Genomic DNA, 19,409 nt, shown 5'->3' with positions numbered 1-19,409 from the left:
CTTTCGGGAAGTAAGGTACCTTGGCCTCGATGTTCACCTTGGATAAAGCGCTTCATGGGCGATCCCTGCGATGAATTCCTCAGAAATCATAGCAAGGGTTCACGAAGGCGTTTTTACACACTCTGGGCCAATAGCTGCCGATCAGCAGAGGCAGAAACCTGCCATTAGCGGTCATTGCTCACCTTAAAGAAACTGCGAAATATTCGCCATCGCACGCGTTATGTAAATGTCCTTCTCCCCCACTGGGGCAACGTAATGAAGCGCACTGCGTGCGGCCTCCTCACCTGCAAGACGCGAGATGAACCAGGCGGCCAGATACGGCGACGACAAGCACCCACCAGCGGTTGCGACATTGCCCTTGGCCACGAACGGTTGATTGAGCACCGCCACGCCAGCCTCCTCAACCCATGGTTTGGTGATTAGATCCGTGCAGGCCGGAACGTCGTCCAGCAGGCCCAGCTTTGCAAGTATGAGTGCGCCCGAGCACTGGGCGCCCAGGAGTTGGCGCGCAGGATCAAGCTTCAGGCGAGACATCAGCGCGGCATTCGCGACGACATCCCGGGTCATTCTCCCACTACCCACCAGCACAGCGTCCGCGCCGCATGCGTCCTCCAACGACATCTGCGCCTCGATCGTCAGGCCGTTCATCGACAGCACCTTGTCCGTGGGGCTGGCGATAGACACTCGCCAACCAGGCTGTTGAACCCGGTTGAGGATGCCGAACGCGATGAGCGAATCAAGTTCGTTGAAACCTTCGAAAGTAAGGATGGCGATGTGCATTGTGAGCCTCATACCAGAGAAATCTTGTGGCCCATCGTAGGATCTAACAACCAATACATTCAAAAAATTGTCATGGATACACTCTGACCCACTACCGCAATATGGCAGTAACAATCTGCATCACCGACTCCCGATAAAGATCTAGGCTTTGTACTGATTACGGACGTGGGCACAGGCGAATCTGATGGCATTCATCGACACATACGTAAAAGAAATTCTCGGCCTTGAGGTCGCTCTGTTCCATGCACGTAGTCGTCTGGAAGCAGAGACAGACAGCGAGGCCTTGCACGATTTAAGGATCGCCGTTAGACGAATCCGAAGCCTGCTAACGCCATGGCGCTCATTGAAGGAAATGACCGCACTTCGCGAGGCTGCCGCCGAGGTGGGTCGGCTGACGACACCGGCGCGGGATCTGGAAGTAATGGCCAGCGAACTTGAGCTTCGGGGCATGCCTGAAGCGGCGGCCACCAGGCTTTCTCGCTTAAAAACAGATTATCGAAAAATACTCAATGATCCCGCGCTGGATGGATTGTTCGCAGCCTTGGATCAATGGCCTTCTGCATTCAGGGCATCAGAACCAAGTAATGATTCAAGGGTAATGAAACAGGTCATCGTCAAGGCGCTGACCAAGCAAATCGACAAGCTCCATTGCGCTTTGGACGATGAGCAGTATGACCGGCACGAATTGAGAATTTTGGTAAAGCGCACTCGCTACCTTACCGAAGCATTCCCGCAATTGTCCCCGCTGTCGACGAAGGCGGCGAAATCCTTGAAGGCGGTGCAATCGGCACTGGGATCCTGGCATGACCATTTCCAGTGGTGTCTCAAGGTAAAACTTGAGCCTGATCTCAAGCCGCTGGAGCACCTGTGGGCGGAGGCTTCCACCGGTGAACTTCGACAAGCCGAGGACGAAATGCAAAAACTGAAAATGCTGCTTCCAAAAATCTCTGGCAAAAAAATGGCCGTCCCAAAGGTGGCCAGGAAAACAGGAGCTGATTCGAAGTAAGAGCTATCGATTGCGCGCGAGTTATCGTACTGGCATTTCGATTTCAATTTTATGTTCAGCGCACGAAATCAGATGGGGAGCCAAGGCATGCTATCCCATCGTCAAACGCTGAAATTTCAACCTTGCTCTTACGATCAACCGGCTCTTTCCAAAGCGGAAAACAGGCTGACGAATTCCAATGAAAGCTTATGGCGTGGCGCCAGGTGGATCATGGGCACCGACGCTTCATGGGACTCCCGCATTTTGACCGTGCTGCTCAAATAAACCGGCAACACGGGCAAGCCTTCGGCCACCAACTCGTCGATCAGCAGTTGGTGCACGCTGGCACGCGCCACAAATTGGTTGACCACCACACCTTCCACGATCAACGACTCATTATGGCCTGCTTGCAACTCGGCCACTTGGGCGATGACGTTGTAGAGCGCCTGACGAGAAAAGCTGTCGCAATCGAATGGAATCAACACGCGGTCGGCGGCGATCAGTGCGCTGAACGTATAGAAACTCAGGGACGGCGGCGTATCGATATAAATGCGTTCGTAATCTTCAGAAAGCTCCACCAACAAGCGACGCAGCTTGTTGATCTTGAATTTTGACTCAAGCTTTGACTGCAGGTCGGCAAGCTCGTGGCTGGCCGTGACCAGGTGCAGATTGTCGTAGCGAGTAGCAGTGATGGCCACCCGATTCTTTTTGCTGGCCGGGCCGCTAGATAAGGTTTGCTTGAAAAAATCGGCAATCCCCATGGGGATATCATCGCCGGTCAGCCCTGTCAGGTAGTGGGTCGAGTTAGCCTGAGGATCGAGATCTACCAGCAACGTCCTGCAGCCTTCGGCAGCACTGACAGCCGCGAGATTGCAGGCGATGCTGGATTTGCCAACGCCCCCTTTTTGATTGAACACAGCTCGACGCATGAGGGAGGTAACCTGAAAAAGATCTCCCTTGATCATAGGACTGAAACATTTCAGTAATATTTCTACGCGACAATTTTATTTCAGTTTTAAGACAGCGGCTGCCATGCCCTGACTGCGTCACCCGACTGCAGTTAATGAGAAATGTGTCTGTACTTATGGCATTACAAGGAGGTCGACAATGCAATGCTCGCCGGATGAAATACGCCACCAGATCCTGGACGCCGAATCTGTGTTGAAACGACTGGATATTGAGATGGAAGGGATCGAATTCGATCCGCTGGTGCCTTCAAGCGTCACTGCGGCCTATGCCAAGGTCGATCGGTTGAGCGAGCGCTGCCAGCTCCTGATGAGCGAATTGCGTTTCCTGGCGGACAGCAGCAAGCTTCCCTTTTTCTTCCTCGATCAGGCTCTGGACTTCCAAAACCTCCATGGCGCCGATCTTCTTAGTGAGCAATTGCAGCTCCGCATGGCGCGCCTGAAGGTCCGTAAGCTGGGCGTCCAGTTCATCCGCACGTTGCCGATGCGCTGGGCCTTTCCAATAGTCACTAAAAGACATAGGTTCCTTCCTCTTTACTGAATCGAATGGTTGTTCAGTTCCAACCGCTTAGATGCCTTTATAGCGTAATCCAGCGTCCACAACAGATTGGCAATCGCCTACGGCCAATTACAATAATTCGGTGAGTGCTGGAGTCTTGTGATTCCACGACCATTAGATGCACAACGGATCACACACCCTGCGTCCTCTGCTGACGACAGCCTAGGGTCGCTTGAAGACATTCGGGTATGGGCAAAGCGTGGCACAGTTTCCGGGGATATTTCGACGTCGTAGCGTCGCCGCGGCAAGGAATTTTATTGAGTTGGCATGGCTGGGGAATAGCAGTTGCGAGAGAAATAAATCTCATTCGCCATTTATCTGACGCTCGTCTGAAAAACGTCGGATAAATGGCGTTTCGCGTTGAGCTTTTACCCTCCTGACCTAGGCTCAAGCCATGTGGGGAGGAGGTGCAGTCCATGCGCAAATTATTGATTGGCTCGTCGATGCTGGCCTGTCTGGTGGTGCTGGGCGGCTGGTTGAGTCGACCACAGCCGTTGCCGGTCAGGCTGCTAGAGGTTGAGCGGGGGCCGGTGGAGACGCTGGTGGCCAACACTCGCGCGGGTACGCTGAAGTCCTGTCGACGCTCGCATCTGTCCTTCAATGTCGGCGGCCAGGTTGCCGAGTTGCTGATCGGCGAGGGCCAGCGGGTCCAGCCGGGTCAGGTGCTCATGCGCCTGCGGCAGGACGAGCAACAGGCCCGGCTGCAGGAGGCCGAGGCGCGGCTGGAGGCCCAACGCAACGCCCGCGAACAGCGCTGCCAGCAGGCCCATCTGGACCGACGCGACCTCGATCGCCTGGGCCATCTGGCCGACCGCAAGTTGGTTGCCGCCGATCGCCTCGATCAGGCCGAGACCAAGGCTCACCTGGCGAAGCTGATGTGCAGTGCCAGTGCCGTGCTGATCCGCGAGGCCGACGCCAGCCTGCAGTTGCAGCGTTCACTGCTGGAGCAGACGACCCTGCGTGCGCCATTCGCCGGCATAGTCGCAGAAATCAACGGCGAACTCGGCGAGTTCGTCACCCCTTCGCCGCCGGGTATTCCCACGCCGCCGGCGGTCGACCTGATCGACGACAGCTGCCTGTATGTCGAGGCGCCGATCGATGAGGTGGACGCTGCCCGGGTTCGCCCCGGAACCGCCGTGCGGATCAGCCTGGATGCCTTCCGTGGTCAGCATTTCGCCGGCCGCGTCAGCCGCATCGCGCCCTATGTGCGTGAACTGGAGAAGCAGGCGCGCACCGTCGATGTCGAGGTGCGCTTCGACCAGCCGCCGGCCGATCTGGTCCTGCTCACCGGCTATAGCGCCGATGTCGAGATCCTCTTGGAGCAGCGCGCACGTGCTTTGCGCATCCCCACCGAGACCCTGCTGGAGGGGCAGCGCGTGCTGCGATATGACCCGAGCGCCCGGGTGTTGCGGGAGGTGGAGGTGCAAACCGGGTTGAGCAACTGGCGCTGGACCGAGGTGCTCGCAGGGCTGGACGAGGACGCGCGTATAGTCGCCAGCCTCGAGCAGGAAGGGCTCAAGGACACCGTGGCGGTGATCCCGGTGGATGCGGCGGAGACTGAGCAATGATCCGCCTGCGCGGCGGCAGCCGCAGCTTCCAGTTGGGCGAGCAGCAGGTGATGGGGCTGGACGGCCTGGATCTGGACATCGCCGCCGGTGACTACATGGCGGTGATGGGCCCGTCGGGCTCGGGCAAGTCGACCCTGCTGAACATCCTCGGTTTGCTCGATGCGCCGAGCGCCGGCGAATACTGGCTGCAAGGCGAGGCCACGGCGACGCTGAGCGAGGCGCGGCGCGCTCAATTGCGCAGCCAACTGATAGGTTTCGTGTTCCAGTCCTACCACCTGATCGCACGGCTGACGGTGCTGGAAAACATCGAGCTGCCGATGGTCCTCGCCGGCATCGGCGCGGCGCAACGGCACAAGCGCAGCAGCCAATTGGTGGCGCGTCTGGGGCTGGGCGAGCGCATTGCCCACCGCCCGGCCGAGCTGTCCGGTGGTCAGCGCCAGCGCGTCGCCATCGCCCGGGCGATGGTCATGCAACCGGCGCTGTTGTTGGCCGACGAGCCCACCGGCAATCTCGATAGCCAGGCCGGCGCCGAGGTCTTCAGCCTGCTGGAGGAGCTCAACGGCGAGGGCCTGACCCTGATAGTGGTGACCCACGACGCCAGCCTGGGCGCCCGCGCGCAGCGCCAGTTACACATGCGTGACGGGCGGATCCACAGTGCTGCGCCGCAGCGGGCGCTGGCCTGATGCGCGCTGCCGATGCCCTGGGCTTCTGGCTCGGCGCCTTGCGTGGGCATCGCTCGCGCAGCCTGATGCTGCTGCTGGCCATCGCTATCGGGGTGGTGGCGGTCAATCTGCTCACCGGTCTCGGCGCGGGGGCGCGGGCCTTCGTCCTGAACGAGTTCTCGCTGCTCGGGCGCGACATCCTGATCGTTTTCCCGGGCCGCAAGGAAACCTCGGGGCGCATGCCGCCGCTCACCGGCCTGACGCCGCACGAGTTGACCTTGCAGGACTTCCAGGCCATCACCCAGTTGCCGGGCATCCGCCGGGTCGCGCCGCTGCAGGCCGGGCAGATGGAGGTGATAGTCGGCAACCGCAATCGTGAGGTGCTGACCCTGGGCACCACCCGGGACTTCTTCGCCATTCGCCAACTGACGGTCGTCCAGGGCCAGCCCCTGCCGGCGCTGGACCCTGAGCAGGCTGAGGCCGTCTGCGTGATCGGCGGCAAACTCCGGCGCGAGCTATTCGGTGCGCGCCCGGCCCTGGGTGAATGGTTGCGCGCCGGCGACCGGCGCTTCCGGGTGGTCGGCATCCTCGGTGAGCGGGGCGAATCCCTGGGGATGGATTTCGCCGAGATGTTGATCATCCCGGTGGCCAGTGCCCAGGCCTTGTTCAATCGCGAGGGGTTGTTGCGGGTGTTTGTCGAGGTGCGTGGTCCGAGCTTTCTCGAGCGTAGCAAGCGGCTGATACTCGCCGCGCTCAAGGAGCGCCACGAGGGTGAGGAAGACATTACCCTGATCAGCCAGGACAGCCTGCTCAGTGCCTTCGACGAGATACTCGCGGTGCTGACCCTGGCGGTGGCCGGGATTGCCGCTATCAGCCTGCTGGTGGCAGGCATCCTGATCATGAACGTGACCTGGATTGCGGTGAGCCAGCGCAGCGCCGAGATCGGCCTGCTCAAAGCCATAGGTGTGACGGCGGCGCAGCTGCGCCTGCTGTTCCTCGGCGAGGCGGCGCTGCTCGCCCTGACGGGGGCGCTGGCGGGGCTACTTCTGGCCGAAACCTTGCTCTGGCTGGGGCGGCTGGCGTTCGATCTGCCGCTCTATGCACCCTGGTGGGCGCGGGCTAGCGCGGTGCTGCTGGCACTCGGCACGGCGCTGCTGTTCGCCTGGCTGCCGGCCGCTCGGGCCTCGGCGCTGGAGCCGGTGGCGGCGCTACGCCCGCCGGGAGCGCACTGATGCGCTGGCAAGATGGTTTCCGGCTGACCAGCTCGGCGCTGACCTGTCGACCCTTGCGCAGCCTGCTGACCCTGCTCGGGGTAGCGATCGGGATAGCCGCTGTGGCGCTGCTCACGGCCATAGGCGAAGGCGTGCGCGGCTATGTGCTGGAGAACTTCTCGCAGTTTGGTACGCGGATCATCACCGTGCGTCCGGGCAAGACCCAGACCAGCGGCCTCGGCGGTCTGCTCGGCAGCGTACGGCCACTGTCTATCAGTGATACCGACGCCCTGCGGCGCTTGCCGCATGTCGAGGCGGCGGTGCCGATCATTCAGGGCAGCGGGGATATCCAGTTCGGTCAACTGAGCCGGCGCAGCGACATTCTCGGTGGCGGCCATCAGCTGGCGCAGGCCTGGCGCATGGAGTTGAGCCTGGGCGAGTTCCTGCCCGTGGCCCGTGACGGTCGTTCGCCGCCCTATGTGGTGCTCGGCCATCAGCTGCGTGTCGAGCTGTTCGGTGCACGCAATCCGCTGGGCGAGCTGATCCGCGTCGGCGGCGTGCGTTTCCGGGTGATCGGCGTGATGGCGGAGAAGGGCCAGTTGCTCGGCTTCAACCTCGACGATATCGCCTACATCCCGGTGGATTGGGCCGAAAGCCTGTTCAACCGCACCGGGGTGGTCAAGGTCCATGTGGTGTTCGGCGCCGGCACCACTTCGCGGGCGTTGAGTCGGCAGATTCGCCAGGTACTCGGCGAACGGCACGGCGTGGAGGACTTCAGTCTGAGCACCCAGGACGACATGCTGCGCAGCTTCAACCGCGTTCTCGGCACCCTGAGCCTGGCCATCGGTGCCTTGGGGGGCATTTCCCTGTTGGTCGGCGCCGTCGGCATTCTCACCATCATGACTACCACTGTGGGCGAGCGCACGGCGGAAATCGGCCTGTTGCGGGCGATTGGTGCCAGTCCGCGGCAGGTGCTCGGGCTGTTTCTCGCCGAAGCGACGCTGCTGTCCCTGGCCGGTGGTCTGCTTGGTCTGCTGTTGATGGGCCTCCTGCTCGGGCTACTGCATCTGGCCATGCCGAGCCTGCCCTTGGCGCTGCAGCCGCTGTTTCTGCTGCTGGCGCTGCTGCTGGCGGCGGTGCTCGGCATTCTCGCCGGTCTGGCACCGGCACTGCGGGCGGCCCGCCTGCATCCGGTGGCGGCTCTGCGCAGTGAATAGCGGCCAGGCCAATGAGCCTGACGGGCTAGCTGTACGCTGCGTGACGATAACGAAAACGCCGGCGCTGGGCCGGTGATTTTAATTGGTTGGCGGCGGCAAAAACTGAGTGCAACACCTGACCGCTTCGGTAGGGTGTTGCCATGTATTATCACGAACTCAGCGTTGAAGAGCGCGTCACGATCCAGATCGGCCAACTGCACGACATGAGCCAGAGCGAGATCGTCCGTCTGTTGAACTTTGGCCCCGACTGGAGGGGCTTTCGTTAACCTGGGCGACATATCCTATTGGTTTGCCTTGTGGTTCGCTTCTTCGCGCCAGTTGCTTTCAGCGCTAGCCTTGGTGGAACCACGAACATCTATTAGGCCACCGCGAAATTCCGCATACGCACTGTATGACTTCCCATCCTTAACTACCCAACCCTGGATCTGCTCACCGTCAATCATGATTGAAAACTCAACTGCTGCGCTCATAGCCTACGGCCTCATGTGGTTACTGATGAGGCCAGCATGCCGTCACGACAGTGAGCAATGAGCTATTCCTCGAACTTCAGGCTTGGAATATTCCGGTGGTTCTGAGTCGATTGCGGTCCCACGCTCTATCAACAGCAGCTGGGAATTCGTCAGATAAAATCCACAGGTCCCGATCGTCACGGCGGCGACAATCCCCATTGGGGAAACGCCAAGAATCGTTCTTCGCCACATACACGGGGTGCGCACCGTAGATATTCAGATGTTCAGCAGCCCCATGGGCACGCTCGGCGATGACGTAACGAACTCCGTCGACCAAGGCAGGCAATCGCGAGAAATCCCGCAACAAGTCCTCAGAATTCAGAGTGTCCATAGAGGATAAATTCCTACAGGTTTACGTTGATCGCGAACACCAGGACAGGCTCAGAGCCAAAGTGCGGGTGAGTGATAGTAGTCACGCGATATCCGCGCCATGGAGGAGACAATCGCCGGGTTTGATCACCACGCGCTGGGTAGCCCTTGGTCAGCTCGATGCGTTCATAGCTTCGGCCTTCCAAGCGCTTACGCCAATACGGCGTTAGCAGGCGAAATTCTTCAGGCTTGGTGCCCGCCTTGATCGCGTCGAAGTATTCGCCCTTGAGGGCCAGTGTCCGCGTAGCCAAGTGTGGATAGTTGATTAACGATTAAAAGTGGACCTCGGAAAGGCTCGCGAAAATGGACAGCAGCGTGCTAGCGCAATCCATCGTGCTTGGCTTTACACAGATCGTCATTAGCGTGAACGTCAACGCCCTGATTGCTGTCATGGCTGGCTCCATTTCGACATTCCTCGCAAGCAGGCCCGTGTGGCAGATCGTGCAGTGCTGACTGATGGGGACAGTTCTCGCGGGCTTGGCCATGCGCATGGCCGTCGAAGGGTGACGCTAAACCGGGCTGTTTGCGGTTAGCGCATCGGGCGCGCTAGAAAAAGATCCGCGCGGGTTTGCGTAAGCCACGCACTGGAGGATCGTCGCAAGTTCACCTTGCCCTCCTCCGGGATAAGCTATCAGGTGGGCAACGACGCCGTGGGAGAGCGCTCGTTCACCACCAGCGGTGCGAAGGTGTTCGTCATCGATTAAGCCAGGGCAACAGCGATGCAATCAGTGCGATCCGAATCGAATTGCCCTCTTTGGCTGTGAATTCTCAATACTGGTATCCAGCTTTTCTTCATACGCTGGATCGGGATGGGATGAGGACGACTAAATCTGTATCACCTATGTCGACACCAGCCTGTGAAAGCAGCGTAGTAACCTGGCCACGGTGATGGGTCTGATGGTTGAAGAAATGCATCACCAGGCCGTAAAAATCCTTGTCGGACACTACACCCTTCAAGCTGGCGTAATGGAGGGTATGGTCTAGATCGGACTCTGTAATAGAGTTAGCCCATTCGACGATTATCTGATCAAGCCTCTCTTGATATACTGAGAGTTCTCAAATAGTAGAGAACAACGCTTGGTCAAGGTTTTTCGGATCAGAAAGTCGCCTGACCGGCTCCAATGCCGAGTGGTTCGCTGGATGTTTGGCGAATCGCTTTAGCCACACAGTGTCTCCGGCTGCCACGTGGTTTAGCGTCCCGAGAATCGACCTGAAGAACGCTTTTCTATCAGCTGAGAGCTCATCATCGGACAAGCACCTGGCCGCTCCATAGATCTTTTCGTTCATCCATTTGTTATAGGTCGCCATCAGGCAGATATGGCCGGTACGGCTCATGTGCTCATCCTTTGAGTGGGTATTTGATAAGCGCTCCACGCTCCACGTTCATCGCAAAACCCAGTCTATTGCACGGTGACCCGTACGCAGTAGAGATCGTTATTGTTCCGATACTCACGGTTCACCCCCTAAGAGGCAACCTTCGACATTTTCTATGGATAGGGCTTCGAGAAGCACCTGCTCCAGGATGGCAAAAAAACATTTGATGTGGGCCTGCTTTAATGCCTGAGGCCGAGTCACCAGATAGACCTCCATATCTGGAAGGTGGAGATCCGGGAACAACCCGATCAGATCCTTCGCCAATATACGGGGCAGTACGGCCACCCCCATACCTCGCCTCACCGATTCGAGCTGCACGGCGAACGAGTTCACGCTGATCTGCGCGCGGTCCAGACCACCGGCCTTTGCCGCACGCATTTGCGGCAACATGTCCAGTGGGGGAAGCAAGGCAATATTGACCGCAGTGGCCGGGGTCACCCCCGGAAACCGCTTCAGATAACCTGCATCAGCGAAGACACCGTAGGCGAGCCGGCCTATTGGTCGATAAATCAGCGACGGCTCACCCAGATGAGCTGTACGCACAGCAATGTCTGCCACGCCGCGGACGATCTTGTGAAAGTCGGCTGTTACCATCAGCTCCACCGAGCAACGCGGGTGCAGAGAAGTGAAGCGACTCGCGGCCTCCAGCACACAAGACGAGAACCCCTCTCCTGCACTGACCAGGACACTGCCAGATAGCTCTGTGTGCAGCTCGGATATGCCAGCAGCGGTTTGACGCCTCAAGCCAGCTTCCGCAGCCAGGGCAACTTCCACGAGGGATTGGCCCCGCGAGGTCAACCAGCATCCTTCAACGCCGCGCTCGACGAGTGGCTCGCCCAGTGCGACCTCAAGTTGGGTCAGGCGGCGGGACACGGTAGACGCCGCGATACCCAGCAACTGGCCAGCTTGAAGGAAGCTGCCACGCCGCGAGACTGCCAACAGCAGACGAAGATCGTCCCAATTTGCTTGCAACGCCATGCGTCCTGTCCTCCCTGGTCTGCATATGTGCAAATCCATTATGCAGTAGTCGCTGTTTTTCGGTAGAGGCCTCAAAGGTATATCTACAGGCCCTCGAAACGAATGGAATGGATTGTATGACTACTGGCCCCAACGACTATGCGGAGCGCGCCTCAAGAGCCTTCAATCACCGTGATGTGGAGGCGATGCTTGCGTTGGTTTGCGAAGACTTCATCTACCTCGATGGTATGGGGATTCAAACCGGTCGCGAATCCATGCGCAAACGAGAGACTGCGCTGTTCGAAGCGTTCCCTGATGCCCAAGTGACCTTCACCCCATTCATGGTCGCTGAAGATTTTTTGGCGCTGACTGCCTTACTGACCGGCACCTTCGCCGCACCTTTGGTGCTGCCAGGCCGGGTGATTCCACCCCACGGACGCCATATTACCGTGCACTACGCCGCACACTTCACCTTCAGAAACGGACTGGCCATCCGTGAAGAGGCCTTCTTCGACAGTGCGGTGTTGATGCCGTTAGCCGAACAGGGTGAGGGTTGAGCCATGCGTAGCGCATTTGTTACTGGAGCAACCGGCTTACTGGGCAACAACCTGGTGCGTGAATTGGTCGCTCGTGGCTACACGGTCAAAGGCCTGGTCCGCTCAAGAGCCAAAGGTGAACAGCAGTTCAACAATCTGCCGGGGGTGGAGCTGGTCGTTGGTGACATGGCCGATGTCGACGCATTCGCAGCATCGCTGCAAGGCTGCGATACGGTGTTTCACACCGCGGCGTTCTTTCGCGATAACTACAAGGGCGGCAGCCACTGGAAAGAACTTGAAAAGATCAATGTGTCTGGTACGCGGCGCCTGCTTAACCAGGCCTACCGCGCCGGTATACGACGGTTCGTCCATACGTCTTCCATTGCTGTGCTCGACGGCGCACCTGGTATGTCCATCGATGAGACATGTCTGCGGGCCGACGCCGACGCGGATGACTATTACCGCAGCAAGATCCTCGCCGACCGTGTCATCTTGTCGTTCCTGGAAGCACATCCCGAGATGCATGCCTGCATGGTCCTGCCCGGTTGGATGTGGGGTCCTGCCGACATTGGCCCGACCTCCTCCGGACAATTGGTCAACGATGTCGTGAACGGCAAGTTGCCCGGGCTGATCCCTGGCACCTTCTCCGTTGTCGATGCCCGTGATGTGGCAGGGGCGCTGATTGCTGCCGCCAAACATGGCCGACGAGGTGAGCGCTATCTCGCGGCGGGCCGGCATATGACGATGCGTCAGCTGGTCCCTGTTCTAGGACGTATCGCTGGCGTCAAGACGCCCGTTCGACAACTACCGCTGCCCTTTCTATACACCTTGGCGGTTGTGCAGGAGATCTATGCGCGCCTTACTGGCAAGCCCATTCTGCTGAGCATGGCCACGTTGCGCCTGTTGATACGAGAGGAGTACCGCACCTGCTTCAACCACCGCAAGAGTGAACAGGAGCTTGGCCTGAGTTTCCGGGCGCTAGAGCTGACCATCACTGACACCGTGGCGTGGTACCGCGATCACGGCTGGTTTGAAAAGCACAGTGCGCGCGCCTCGAAGAAAAAAAGCTCATCGGTCATGGTCGACAACTGACTTTCGCAGACGGGATTACCATCCAGTCCCAAAGCCGATAATCTCGAGCCTCATTGTGCGGTTTTATGCGGGTACGCTAGGCGTACCTTGAGCTCCCGAAACCGCACTTGCTGGTCATTTACCACACACCAGAACAAGGACGTAAAATGGTGAACAGGGAAATCATCCTGATGCGTCACGGCCAGCCAAAACTGGCCGCAACCGACAAAATCTCAGCGCTCGAGATGAATGACTGGATCGAGCAATACGACCGATCCGAAATTACCCACCACCCGGTCCCGCATGCCAGTATGCAACTCGCCGCAACCGCCACGGTGATTGTTTCAAGCAGCGCGCCTCGTGCGCTGACCTCCGTCCAGGCGCTCGGCCTGAAGCCTGCACTGGTCGACGCACTTTTCTGCGAAGCACAACTGCCTTGTGGTCATTGGAAACTGCCACGGCTATCGCCGTTTACCTGGGCATTTATCCTTCGAGTCTTATGGCTGTGCGGTTACTCACGCAACGTCGAATCCGCCGGCACTGCGAGGATCCGCGCCAGCACCGCAGCCAAACGATTGCAGTCCCTTGCCAGCGATGGACCGGTTCTGCTGCTCGGTCATGGCTTTATGAATCGAATGATCGCCAATCAACTGGTAGCCGACGGATGGGCTCGCCAAAAAGGTAACGGCAGCCAGTATTGGAGTGCGACCGTGTATCAGTACGGCGGTGTGTAATAGGCGGCAGATGGTCGGCGAACTTGGCCATCATGACGTGGGCTAGCAGACCCCCTGTCGGGAGGCCCTTGTCGATGACGTGCGCCGGTAGCGGCGCGTGGATATCGTAAGGGGCAGCGCGGTCGTTAGTGTTCATTGATAATCGGCACGCTGCAGCTGCATTAAGGGACGACTCATTCAAGGGAGAGAAGTCGTGTCGGCCACATCTGGGAACAGCAACATTTTTCGACTGGCAACCGCCCAGGCATTGGCGGGTGGTAACTCAGTCATCGTCTATGCAACCGACGCTATCGTGGGAGACATGCTTGCACCGGATAAAGCATTGGCGACGCTGCCTATCTCCATTTTTGTCGTGGGCATGGCGAGCTGCACGCTACCTGCCGGTGCCATTGCGCAGCGCTATGGGCGCAGTCTCGTGTTTATGCTGGGAGCGTTGTGCGGCATCCTGATGGGAGTGCTGGCTGCGATTGGCATTTATTTGTCTTCCTTCTTCATTTTCTGTACTGCGATGCTATTTGGTGGCGCTTATGCCGCTGTGGTGCTGACGTTTCGTTTCGCCGCCGCAGAATGCGTTCCAGAAAACAGGCAGCCCTGGGCGCTTTCAATCGTCATGGCTGCCGGGCTAGTGGCGGGAGTACTAGGCCCACAGACGGTCACCTATACAATGGACCTATGGGAGTCACACCTGTTTATCGCCACTTACGTTGCGGCCGCATTAATGGCAGTGGTTTCGGCGGCGGTGCTACTAGGTGTCAATTTGCCACGCCATGAGGCGGCTGTTCGTACTCCAGGTCGCCCGCTTGCGGTGATTGTTCGGCAGCCTCGACTCATCAACGCCATGCTCTGTGGCGTCATAACTTACACCTTGATGAATTTCCTGATGACTTCGGCCCCACTAGCGATGAAGCATGAGGATCTTTCACTGGAATCATCGAATCTGGCATTGCAGTGGCACGTAATTGCAATGTACGCACCCAGTTTTTTCACTGGAAATCTGATCCACCGTTTTGGGGCAAACCGCGTTGTGTTGATGGGGTTGATGTTAACCGGCACTTCTGTTGCTGTCGGGCTTGCCGGTGTGCAGTCCTACCACTTTTATCTATGTTTAGTGCTTCTAGGGATTGGTTGGAATTTCGGTTTTGTCGGCGCCTCTGCGCTCGTCCTTCAGAGCCATAAAACAAGCGAAAGAAACAGTGTCCAAGCGCTCAATGATTTCATTGTCTTTGGCGCCATGGTACTCGGCTCGTTTGCATCGGGAGGTATATTGAATCGATACGGTTGGACCGTTATCTGTGCGCTTGCCTTTGTACCTGTGCTGGTTGCTATAGCGACGTTGATGTTGAGCGAGCATCGCGTCAGGTATTCAACTAAGGAACGCACAAGCTAGTTCCGCGGGACTGGCTTAGCCTCCAGGGCTCACATGGGGCACTACAACTGACCGAGCCCTGGGGCATCCTTAGCGATGGCGTCAGAAAGGCGTGTTTGCCGAACGCTCCCCTCAATCGTCCGAAAAACTGGTCATGTACCCCTGTGAGTGATTGGTCAGCTGGGTGCATTGGGAAATGCCGCCCTATCCACTAGGCTTGCTTGCTTATTCGCTGTTTCAGTTTGACCCGTATTGACAGGACGAATCTTGAACCAGATGGAGTACATCGCTGGCAGGAACACCAGCGTCATGATGGTGCCGACGAACGTGCCTCCGATAAGGGTGTAGGCCAGCGTCCCCCAGAAGACGGAGTGTGTCAGGGGAATGAACGCCAGGATTGCCGCCATCGCAGTCAGTAGTACCGGGCGGGCACGTTGTACCGTGGCTTCGACCACTGCGTGAAACGGGTCCAGCCCTTCTTGAATGTTGTGATGGATTTGCCCAATCAGAATCAGCGTATTGCGCATCAGAATGCCCGAAAGGGCGATTAAACCGACCAGTGCGTTAATCCCAAATGGCTGCTGGAAAATGAGCAGTGTCGGCACTACGCCAATCAACCCCAGCGGCGAGGTGAAGAACACCATGATCATCGCCGAGATCGAACGGACCTGCAGAATGATGACCAGCAGCGTCATGGCAATCATGATCGGGAACAACGGCAACATCGCTTTACCGGCCTTGCCCGACTCCTCGATTGCACCCGCCTGCTCAATCCGGTATCCGCCAGGCAGCTTGTCGATGACTGGTTGCAGCTCCTTCATGATCACGCTCGAGACGTCCGGTGGCTGCAAACCTTCGGCAATGTCACCGCGCACTGTGATGGTCGGCGTGCGGTCACGACGTCGGAGGATCGGATCCTCCATACGCACATCGACCTCTCCTACCTGGGACAACGGAATCCGCTGACCCGCCGCGCCCACCAGCGTAAAGCCTTCTATCTTGGCGGGATCGAGCCGGATATCACCCGCTGCGCGACCAACCACCTGCACCGAACGAATGTCCTCACGAACCGCGGTGATCGGCACTCCGGCCAGCAGGAACTGCAGTTGCTGCGCGACTGAGTTTGACGTCAATCCCACCGCCTCCAAGCGATCCTGATCCAGAGCGAAATGCAGCGTCAGCGTCAGCGGTCCCCAATCGGTGTTGACGGTTCTCATCATCGGGCTCGACTGCAACACGTCCTGTACCTGGCCCGCAATCTCGCGCAACGTTGACGGATCAGGCCCCATCACCCGGTAGGCAACAGGGAATGGCGAGTACGGCCCAAAAACAAGCTGAGTCACCCTGACCCGCGCTTCTGGGGCAAGCCCCTCAGCAGCTGCCTCGCGGATACGGAACTTGAGGGCCTCACGCTCCTCCTGACTGTCCGTCAGCACCACAATCTTTGCGAACGACGGATCAGGGAGTTCCGGCGCCATCGCCAGATAGAAACGCGGCGCGCCTTGCCCGATATAGGCCGTGACGATTTTTGCCTCACCCTGCTTTTGCAGCCAGGCCTCTATCTTGGCAGTGGTGGCGCTGGTCTGCTCAATGGAGGTCCCATAAGGCATTTGCACTTCAATCAATACCTCGGGACGGTCCGAGGTAGGGAAGAACTGCTTCTTGACCAGGCTCATGCCGAGGATCGCCACGACAAACGAAGCGATGACAGTGCCGGCGACCAGCCATTTGCGAGCGATGACCCGCGTCAAAATCCGGCGGAAGCGGTTGTAGTTAGGGGTGCTGTAGATGGCCGCGTGACCCCCCTCTACCTTCTTGATGTTCGGCAACATCTTCACCCCCAGGTACGGGGTAAAAGCGACTGCAACCACCCAGGAGGCGATCAGGGCAATGCCCACGATCCAGAACATGTTGCTGGTGTATTCGCCGGCGGTCGATTGCGCGAAGCCGTTGGGCATAAAGCCGATAGCGGTCACCAGCGTACCGGAGAGCATCGGCGCGGCCGTATGACTCCAGGCGTACGCGGAAGCTTTGATGCGGTCGTAGCCCTCTTCCATTTTCACCACCATCATTTCGATAGCAATGATGGCGTCGTCCACCAGCAGTCCAAGCGCCAGAATCAACGAGCCAAGGGTAATACGGTCAAAGTTCTTTCCGGTGGCCGCCATCACCACAAACACCACGGCCAACGTCAACGGCACAGCCGCAGCGACCACAACACCAACACGCCAGCCCATGCTGAGAAAGCAGACAAGCATTACCACAAGCAGCGCGACGAAGAACTTGACCATAAACTCGCCGACGGCCGAATCGATATTTACAGATTGATCGGTGACTTTGGAGAGCGTCATACCCAGCGGCATGCCTTCATTTATTTTGACTGTCTCCGCGTCCAACGCCTTGCCAAGGTCAAGACCGTTCCAGCCCTCACGCATCACGATCCCCAGCAACAAGGCCTCTTCACCGTTGTTACGCACGAGAAAGGTTGCTGGATCTTCATAACCACGTTCGATCGTCGCCACGTCAGAGAGTTTTAGCGTGCGCCCCTGGACCGCAATGGGTGTGTCACGAATCTTCTGCACCTTATCGAAGGCACCATCTAGCCGCAGGAAGACCTGAGGCCCATTGGTCTCGATGGAACCGGCGGGCGTGAGCACGTTTTGGTTATTCAGCGCGGCAAAGATGTCCTGAGGAGAGATGCCCAAGGTGGCCAACCGATCATGGGAAAAGGAAACAAAGATACGTTCGGGCTGCTCCCCAATGATGTTGACCTTCTTCACGCCCGGCACATGCAACAGTTGTTGGCGCAACGACTCTGCATCCCGCACCAACAGTCGCTGCGGCTCGCCTTTGGCTTTCAGGGCGAAAAGCGCAAATGTCACGTCCGAAAACTCGTCGTTGACCATTGGGCCGATGACACCCGCCGGCAGCTTCCGGGCCTCATCGTCGAGCTTTTTACGCGCTTGATAGAACTCCTCCTGCACTTGCGAGGGCGGCGTGCTATCGAGCAGTGACACCATCGTGAAAGCCAGCCCAGGACGGGTGTAGGTCTCCGTGCGGTCGTACCATTTCAGTTCTTGCAGGCGTTTTTCAAGTGGCTCTGCTACCTGATCCTGCATCTCCTGCGCCGTGGCGCCCGGCCACGCGGTAATGACCGTCAACTGCTTGACCGTAAACGGAGGATCTTCCGCGCGCCCCAGTTGAAAGAACGACAAGATGCCCGCAACGGCAATCAGGAAGATCAGAAACACCGTGATGGAACGCTCACGAACGGCGATCGCGGAAAGATTGAAGCGGCCCTCGCTCATGGACGACCCCCGGCAACTTTGGCGTCATCCTGTTGAGGCAGTCTCACCTCTTCACCCTCGCGCAACAGATGCGCACCTAACGCCACGATCTGCTCGCCGACCTTGAGATCGCCTGCGACTCGCGCTGAGTCGTCGCTCAAGCCCAAGACTTGAACAGGTCGCCAAGCCACCTTCGCAGGTGCGCCGACGATGACCCACACGCCAGTGCCTTTACCCGGGTCATAAACGGCAGCAATCGGCACCTGCATCGAATTTCCCTGCGCGGCGCTTTCAGCGATCCGAAGCGTGACCGTCGAACCTATCGGTGCATTGGCCAGCGCGCCCTCAAGCACATACCGCGCCTCAAAGGTGCGCGTCATACGGTCGGCCGAGTCAGACAGCAGCCTCAGCTTCGCTGTAACTGCACCCGTGGTATTGCCATAAAGCGTCGCCTGCGCGGTGGATCCTGCTGCGGGGCGCAACGTCTCGGGCAGGTGCACGATCGCTTCGCGTTGCCCTGCCCGCGCCAGTCGAACCACGGGCTGTCCCGGGCTGACAACTTGTCCGGGCTCGGCGAGCGTCTCCACCACCACGCCGTCGGAATCCGCAAACAGCACCGCATAACCAGAAGCATTGCGGGCTACATCAGCCTGCGCGTCTGCAGCGCTGAGCTGTGCTTTTGCCGTATCGGCTGCGGCTTTGATCTGGTCATAGGCCGATGCAGAAATAGCGCCTGCGGCAACCAGATTGCGGTATCGCGCCTCGTCATCTGCTGTCTGCTTGGCTCGGGCCCGAGCGGCTATGACCGACTCTTGCTGTGCTCGCGCCTGCAACCCCAGGTCGATTGGGTCGAGGCGCATGAGCGGCTGACCACGTTTAACGGTCTGACCGGTGTCAACCAGACGCTCAAGCACCTTTCCTGACACCCGAAAGCCAAGGTCGCCCTGAACGCGGGCAGCCACTACACCAGTGAAGGAACGCGAGACGTCGGACGAAGCCTGAACAGCAGCGGACCTCACCAAAGGGGCATTCGTGCGCGGATCTTCAGCGGTGGATGAATCACCACATGCCGTCAGGACGAGAGGCAACAAGCAAGCGGCAATGGGGAAAGGTAGAAGCCGGCGCATAGGTTCCCTTACTTAAAAATAGGACGAGCGTCATATTCTCGATCTAGTGACGATTTGTGTCAATGGTCACATCCTGTCAATCATTTTGGTTTTCAACCAAAGCTTATGAATCACCATGAACACGGAGAAAAA

The 19,409-nt window shown here is 58.5% G+C and carries 17 protein-coding genes and 2 pseudogenes; 12 read left to right on the top strand and 7 right to left on the bottom strand.

Translation table 11 applies throughout. The features are described from left to right. Positions 1 to 183: 183 nt before the first annotated feature. The gene (locus KGB20_RS09755; protein ID WP_090457822.1) at positions 184 to 780 is read right to left on the bottom strand and encodes a DJ-1/PfpI family protein; all 597 of its coding nucleotides are present in this window, start codon (positions 778 to 780) and stop codon (positions 184 to 186) included. A 184-nt stretch (positions 781 to 964) separates the two neighbouring features. Here KGB20_RS09755 and KGB20_RS09750 point away from each other — a divergent pair, with 184 nt between their 5' ends. After that, positions 965 to 1,786: a CHAD domain-containing protein gene (locus tag KGB20_RS09750; RefSeq protein WP_218543188.1), complete on the top strand. Its 822-nt coding sequence runs from the start codon at positions 965 to 967 to the stop codon at positions 1,784 to 1,786. A gap of 134 nt (positions 1,787 to 1,920) precedes the next feature. On the opposite strand, the gene KGB20_RS09745 is transcribed toward KGB20_RS09750, so the two are convergent. Continuing rightward, a complete protein-coding gene (locus KGB20_RS09745; RefSeq protein ID WP_090454547.1) occupies positions 1,921 to 2,694 on the bottom strand; it encodes a ParA family protein in 774 nt (257 codons plus the stop codon). A gap of 178 nt (positions 2,695 to 2,872) precedes the next feature. Here KGB20_RS09745 and KGB20_RS09740 point away from each other — a divergent pair, with 178 nt between their 5' ends. The 6 genes from KGB20_RS09740 to KGB20_RS09715 all read left to right on the top strand — a co-directional run bounded on the left by KGB20_RS09740 (position 2,873) and on the right by KGB20_RS09715 (position 8,213). Further along, the gene (locus KGB20_RS09740) at positions 2,873 to 3,271 is read left to right on the top strand and encodes a hypothetical protein (RefSeq protein WP_090454546.1); all 399 of its coding nucleotides are present in this window, start codon (positions 2,873 to 2,875) and stop codon (positions 3,269 to 3,271) included. A gap of 434 nt (positions 3,272 to 3,705) precedes the next feature. Beyond that, positions 3,706 to 4,857, top strand: coding sequence for an efflux RND transporter periplasmic adaptor subunit (locus KGB20_RS09735; RefSeq protein WP_090454544.1), 1,152 nt, complete (start codon positions 3,706 to 3,708; stop codon positions 4,855 to 4,857). Further along, positions 4,854 to 5,540, top strand: coding sequence for an ABC transporter ATP-binding protein (locus tag KGB20_RS09730; protein WP_090454543.1), 687 nt, complete (start codon positions 4,854 to 4,856; stop codon positions 5,538 to 5,540). Before KGB20_RS09735 ends, KGB20_RS09730 begins: the two co-directional genes overlap by 4 nt. Next, entirely contained in the window at positions 5,540 to 6,751 is a 1,212-nt protein-coding gene (locus tag KGB20_RS09725; RefSeq protein ID WP_218543186.1) for an ABC transporter permease, read from the top strand. The genes KGB20_RS09730 and KGB20_RS09725 overlap by 1 nt, the downstream gene beginning before the upstream one ends. Next, positions 6,751 to 7,947, top strand: a complete 1,197-nt coding sequence (locus KGB20_RS09720) for an ABC transporter permease (protein ID WP_218543183.1) — start codon at positions 6,751 to 6,753, stop codon at positions 7,945 to 7,947. The genes KGB20_RS09725 and KGB20_RS09720 overlap by 1 nt, the downstream gene beginning before the upstream one ends. Positions 7,948 to 8,087: 140 nt before the next feature. Beyond that, positions 8,088 to 8,213 (top strand): helix-turn-helix domain-containing protein, encoded by a 126-nt coding sequence (locus tag KGB20_RS09715; protein WP_169721036.1) that lies wholly within the window; start codon positions 8,088 to 8,090, stop codon positions 8,211 to 8,213. A 280-nt stretch (positions 8,214 to 8,493) separates the two neighbouring features. Here KGB20_RS09715 and KGB20_RS09710 read toward each other — a convergent pair whose 3' ends face one another. Beyond that, positions 8,494 to 8,787 carry a hypothetical protein gene (locus tag KGB20_RS09710; RefSeq protein WP_090454537.1) on the bottom strand — a complete coding sequence of 98 codons (294 nt, stop codon included), beginning with the start codon at positions 8,785 to 8,787 and terminating at the stop codon, positions 8,494 to 8,496. 350 nt (positions 8,788 to 9,137) lie between these two features. Here KGB20_RS09710 and KGB20_RS09700 point away from each other — a divergent pair. Then, positions 9,138 to 9,278: pseudogene (locus KGB20_RS09700) on the top strand (LysE family translocator); the annotation flags it as partial. A gap of 339 nt (positions 9,279 to 9,617) precedes the next feature. On the opposite strand, the pseudogene KGB20_RS09695 reads toward KGB20_RS09700, so the two are convergent. Next, positions 9,618 to 10,160 (bottom strand): annotated as a pseudogene (locus tag KGB20_RS09695) (DinB family protein). Between the two features lie 114 nt (positions 10,161 to 10,274). After that, positions 10,275 to 11,177 (bottom strand): LysR family transcriptional regulator, encoded by a 903-nt coding sequence (locus KGB20_RS09690; protein WP_090454532.1) that lies wholly within the window; start codon positions 11,175 to 11,177, stop codon positions 10,275 to 10,277. A 116-nt stretch (positions 11,178 to 11,293) separates the two neighbouring features. Here KGB20_RS09690 and KGB20_RS09685 point away from each other — a divergent pair, with 116 nt between their 5' ends. From KGB20_RS09685 to KGB20_RS09670, 4 genes are all read left to right on the top strand, one after another. Then, positions 11,294 to 11,713, top strand: coding sequence for an ester cyclase (locus KGB20_RS09685; RefSeq protein ID WP_090454531.1), 420 nt, complete (start codon positions 11,294 to 11,296; stop codon positions 11,711 to 11,713). A gap of 3 nt (positions 11,714 to 11,716) precedes the next feature. After that, positions 11,717 to 12,784, top strand: a complete 1,068-nt coding sequence (locus tag KGB20_RS09680) for an SDR family oxidoreductase (RefSeq protein ID WP_090454530.1) — start codon at positions 11,717 to 11,719, stop codon at positions 12,782 to 12,784. 170 nt (positions 12,785 to 12,954) lie between these two features. Beyond that, positions 12,955 to 13,497 carry a histidine phosphatase family protein gene (locus tag KGB20_RS09675; RefSeq protein ID WP_218543223.1) on the top strand — a complete coding sequence of 181 codons (543 nt, stop codon included), beginning with the start codon at positions 12,955 to 12,957 and terminating at the stop codon, positions 13,495 to 13,497. 193 nt (positions 13,498 to 13,690) lie between these two features. Next, positions 13,691 to 14,884: an MFS transporter gene (locus KGB20_RS09670; protein WP_090454527.1), complete on the top strand. Its 1,194-nt coding sequence runs from the start codon at positions 13,691 to 13,693 to the stop codon at positions 14,882 to 14,884. Positions 14,885 to 15,039: 155 nt separating this feature from the next. Here the strand turns inward: KGB20_RS09670 and KGB20_RS09665 are convergent, their stop codons facing one another. Together KGB20_RS09665 and KGB20_RS09660 are read right to left on the bottom strand one after the other, a co-directional pair. Continuing rightward, positions 15,040 to 18,171 (bottom strand): efflux RND transporter permease subunit, encoded by a 3,132-nt coding sequence (locus tag KGB20_RS09665; RefSeq protein ID WP_090454526.1) that lies wholly within the window; start codon positions 18,169 to 18,171, stop codon positions 15,040 to 15,042. After that, complete coding sequence (locus tag KGB20_RS09660) at positions 18,168 to 19,277, bottom strand: efflux RND transporter periplasmic adaptor subunit (RefSeq protein WP_090454524.1); 1,110 nt, start codon at positions 19,275 to 19,277, stop codon at positions 18,168 to 18,170. The genes KGB20_RS09665 and KGB20_RS09660 overlap by 4 nt, the downstream gene beginning before the upstream one ends. Positions 19,278 to 19,409 lie beyond the last annotated feature (132 nt).

The organism is Pseudomonas sp. BF-R-30 (assembly GCF_019956175.1).
GTDB classification, from domain to species: domain Bacteria; phylum Pseudomonadota; class Gammaproteobacteria; order Pseudomonadales; family Pseudomonadaceae; genus Aquipseudomonas; species Aquipseudomonas jessenii.
This window is presented reverse-complemented; position numbering and strand designations above follow the sequence as displayed.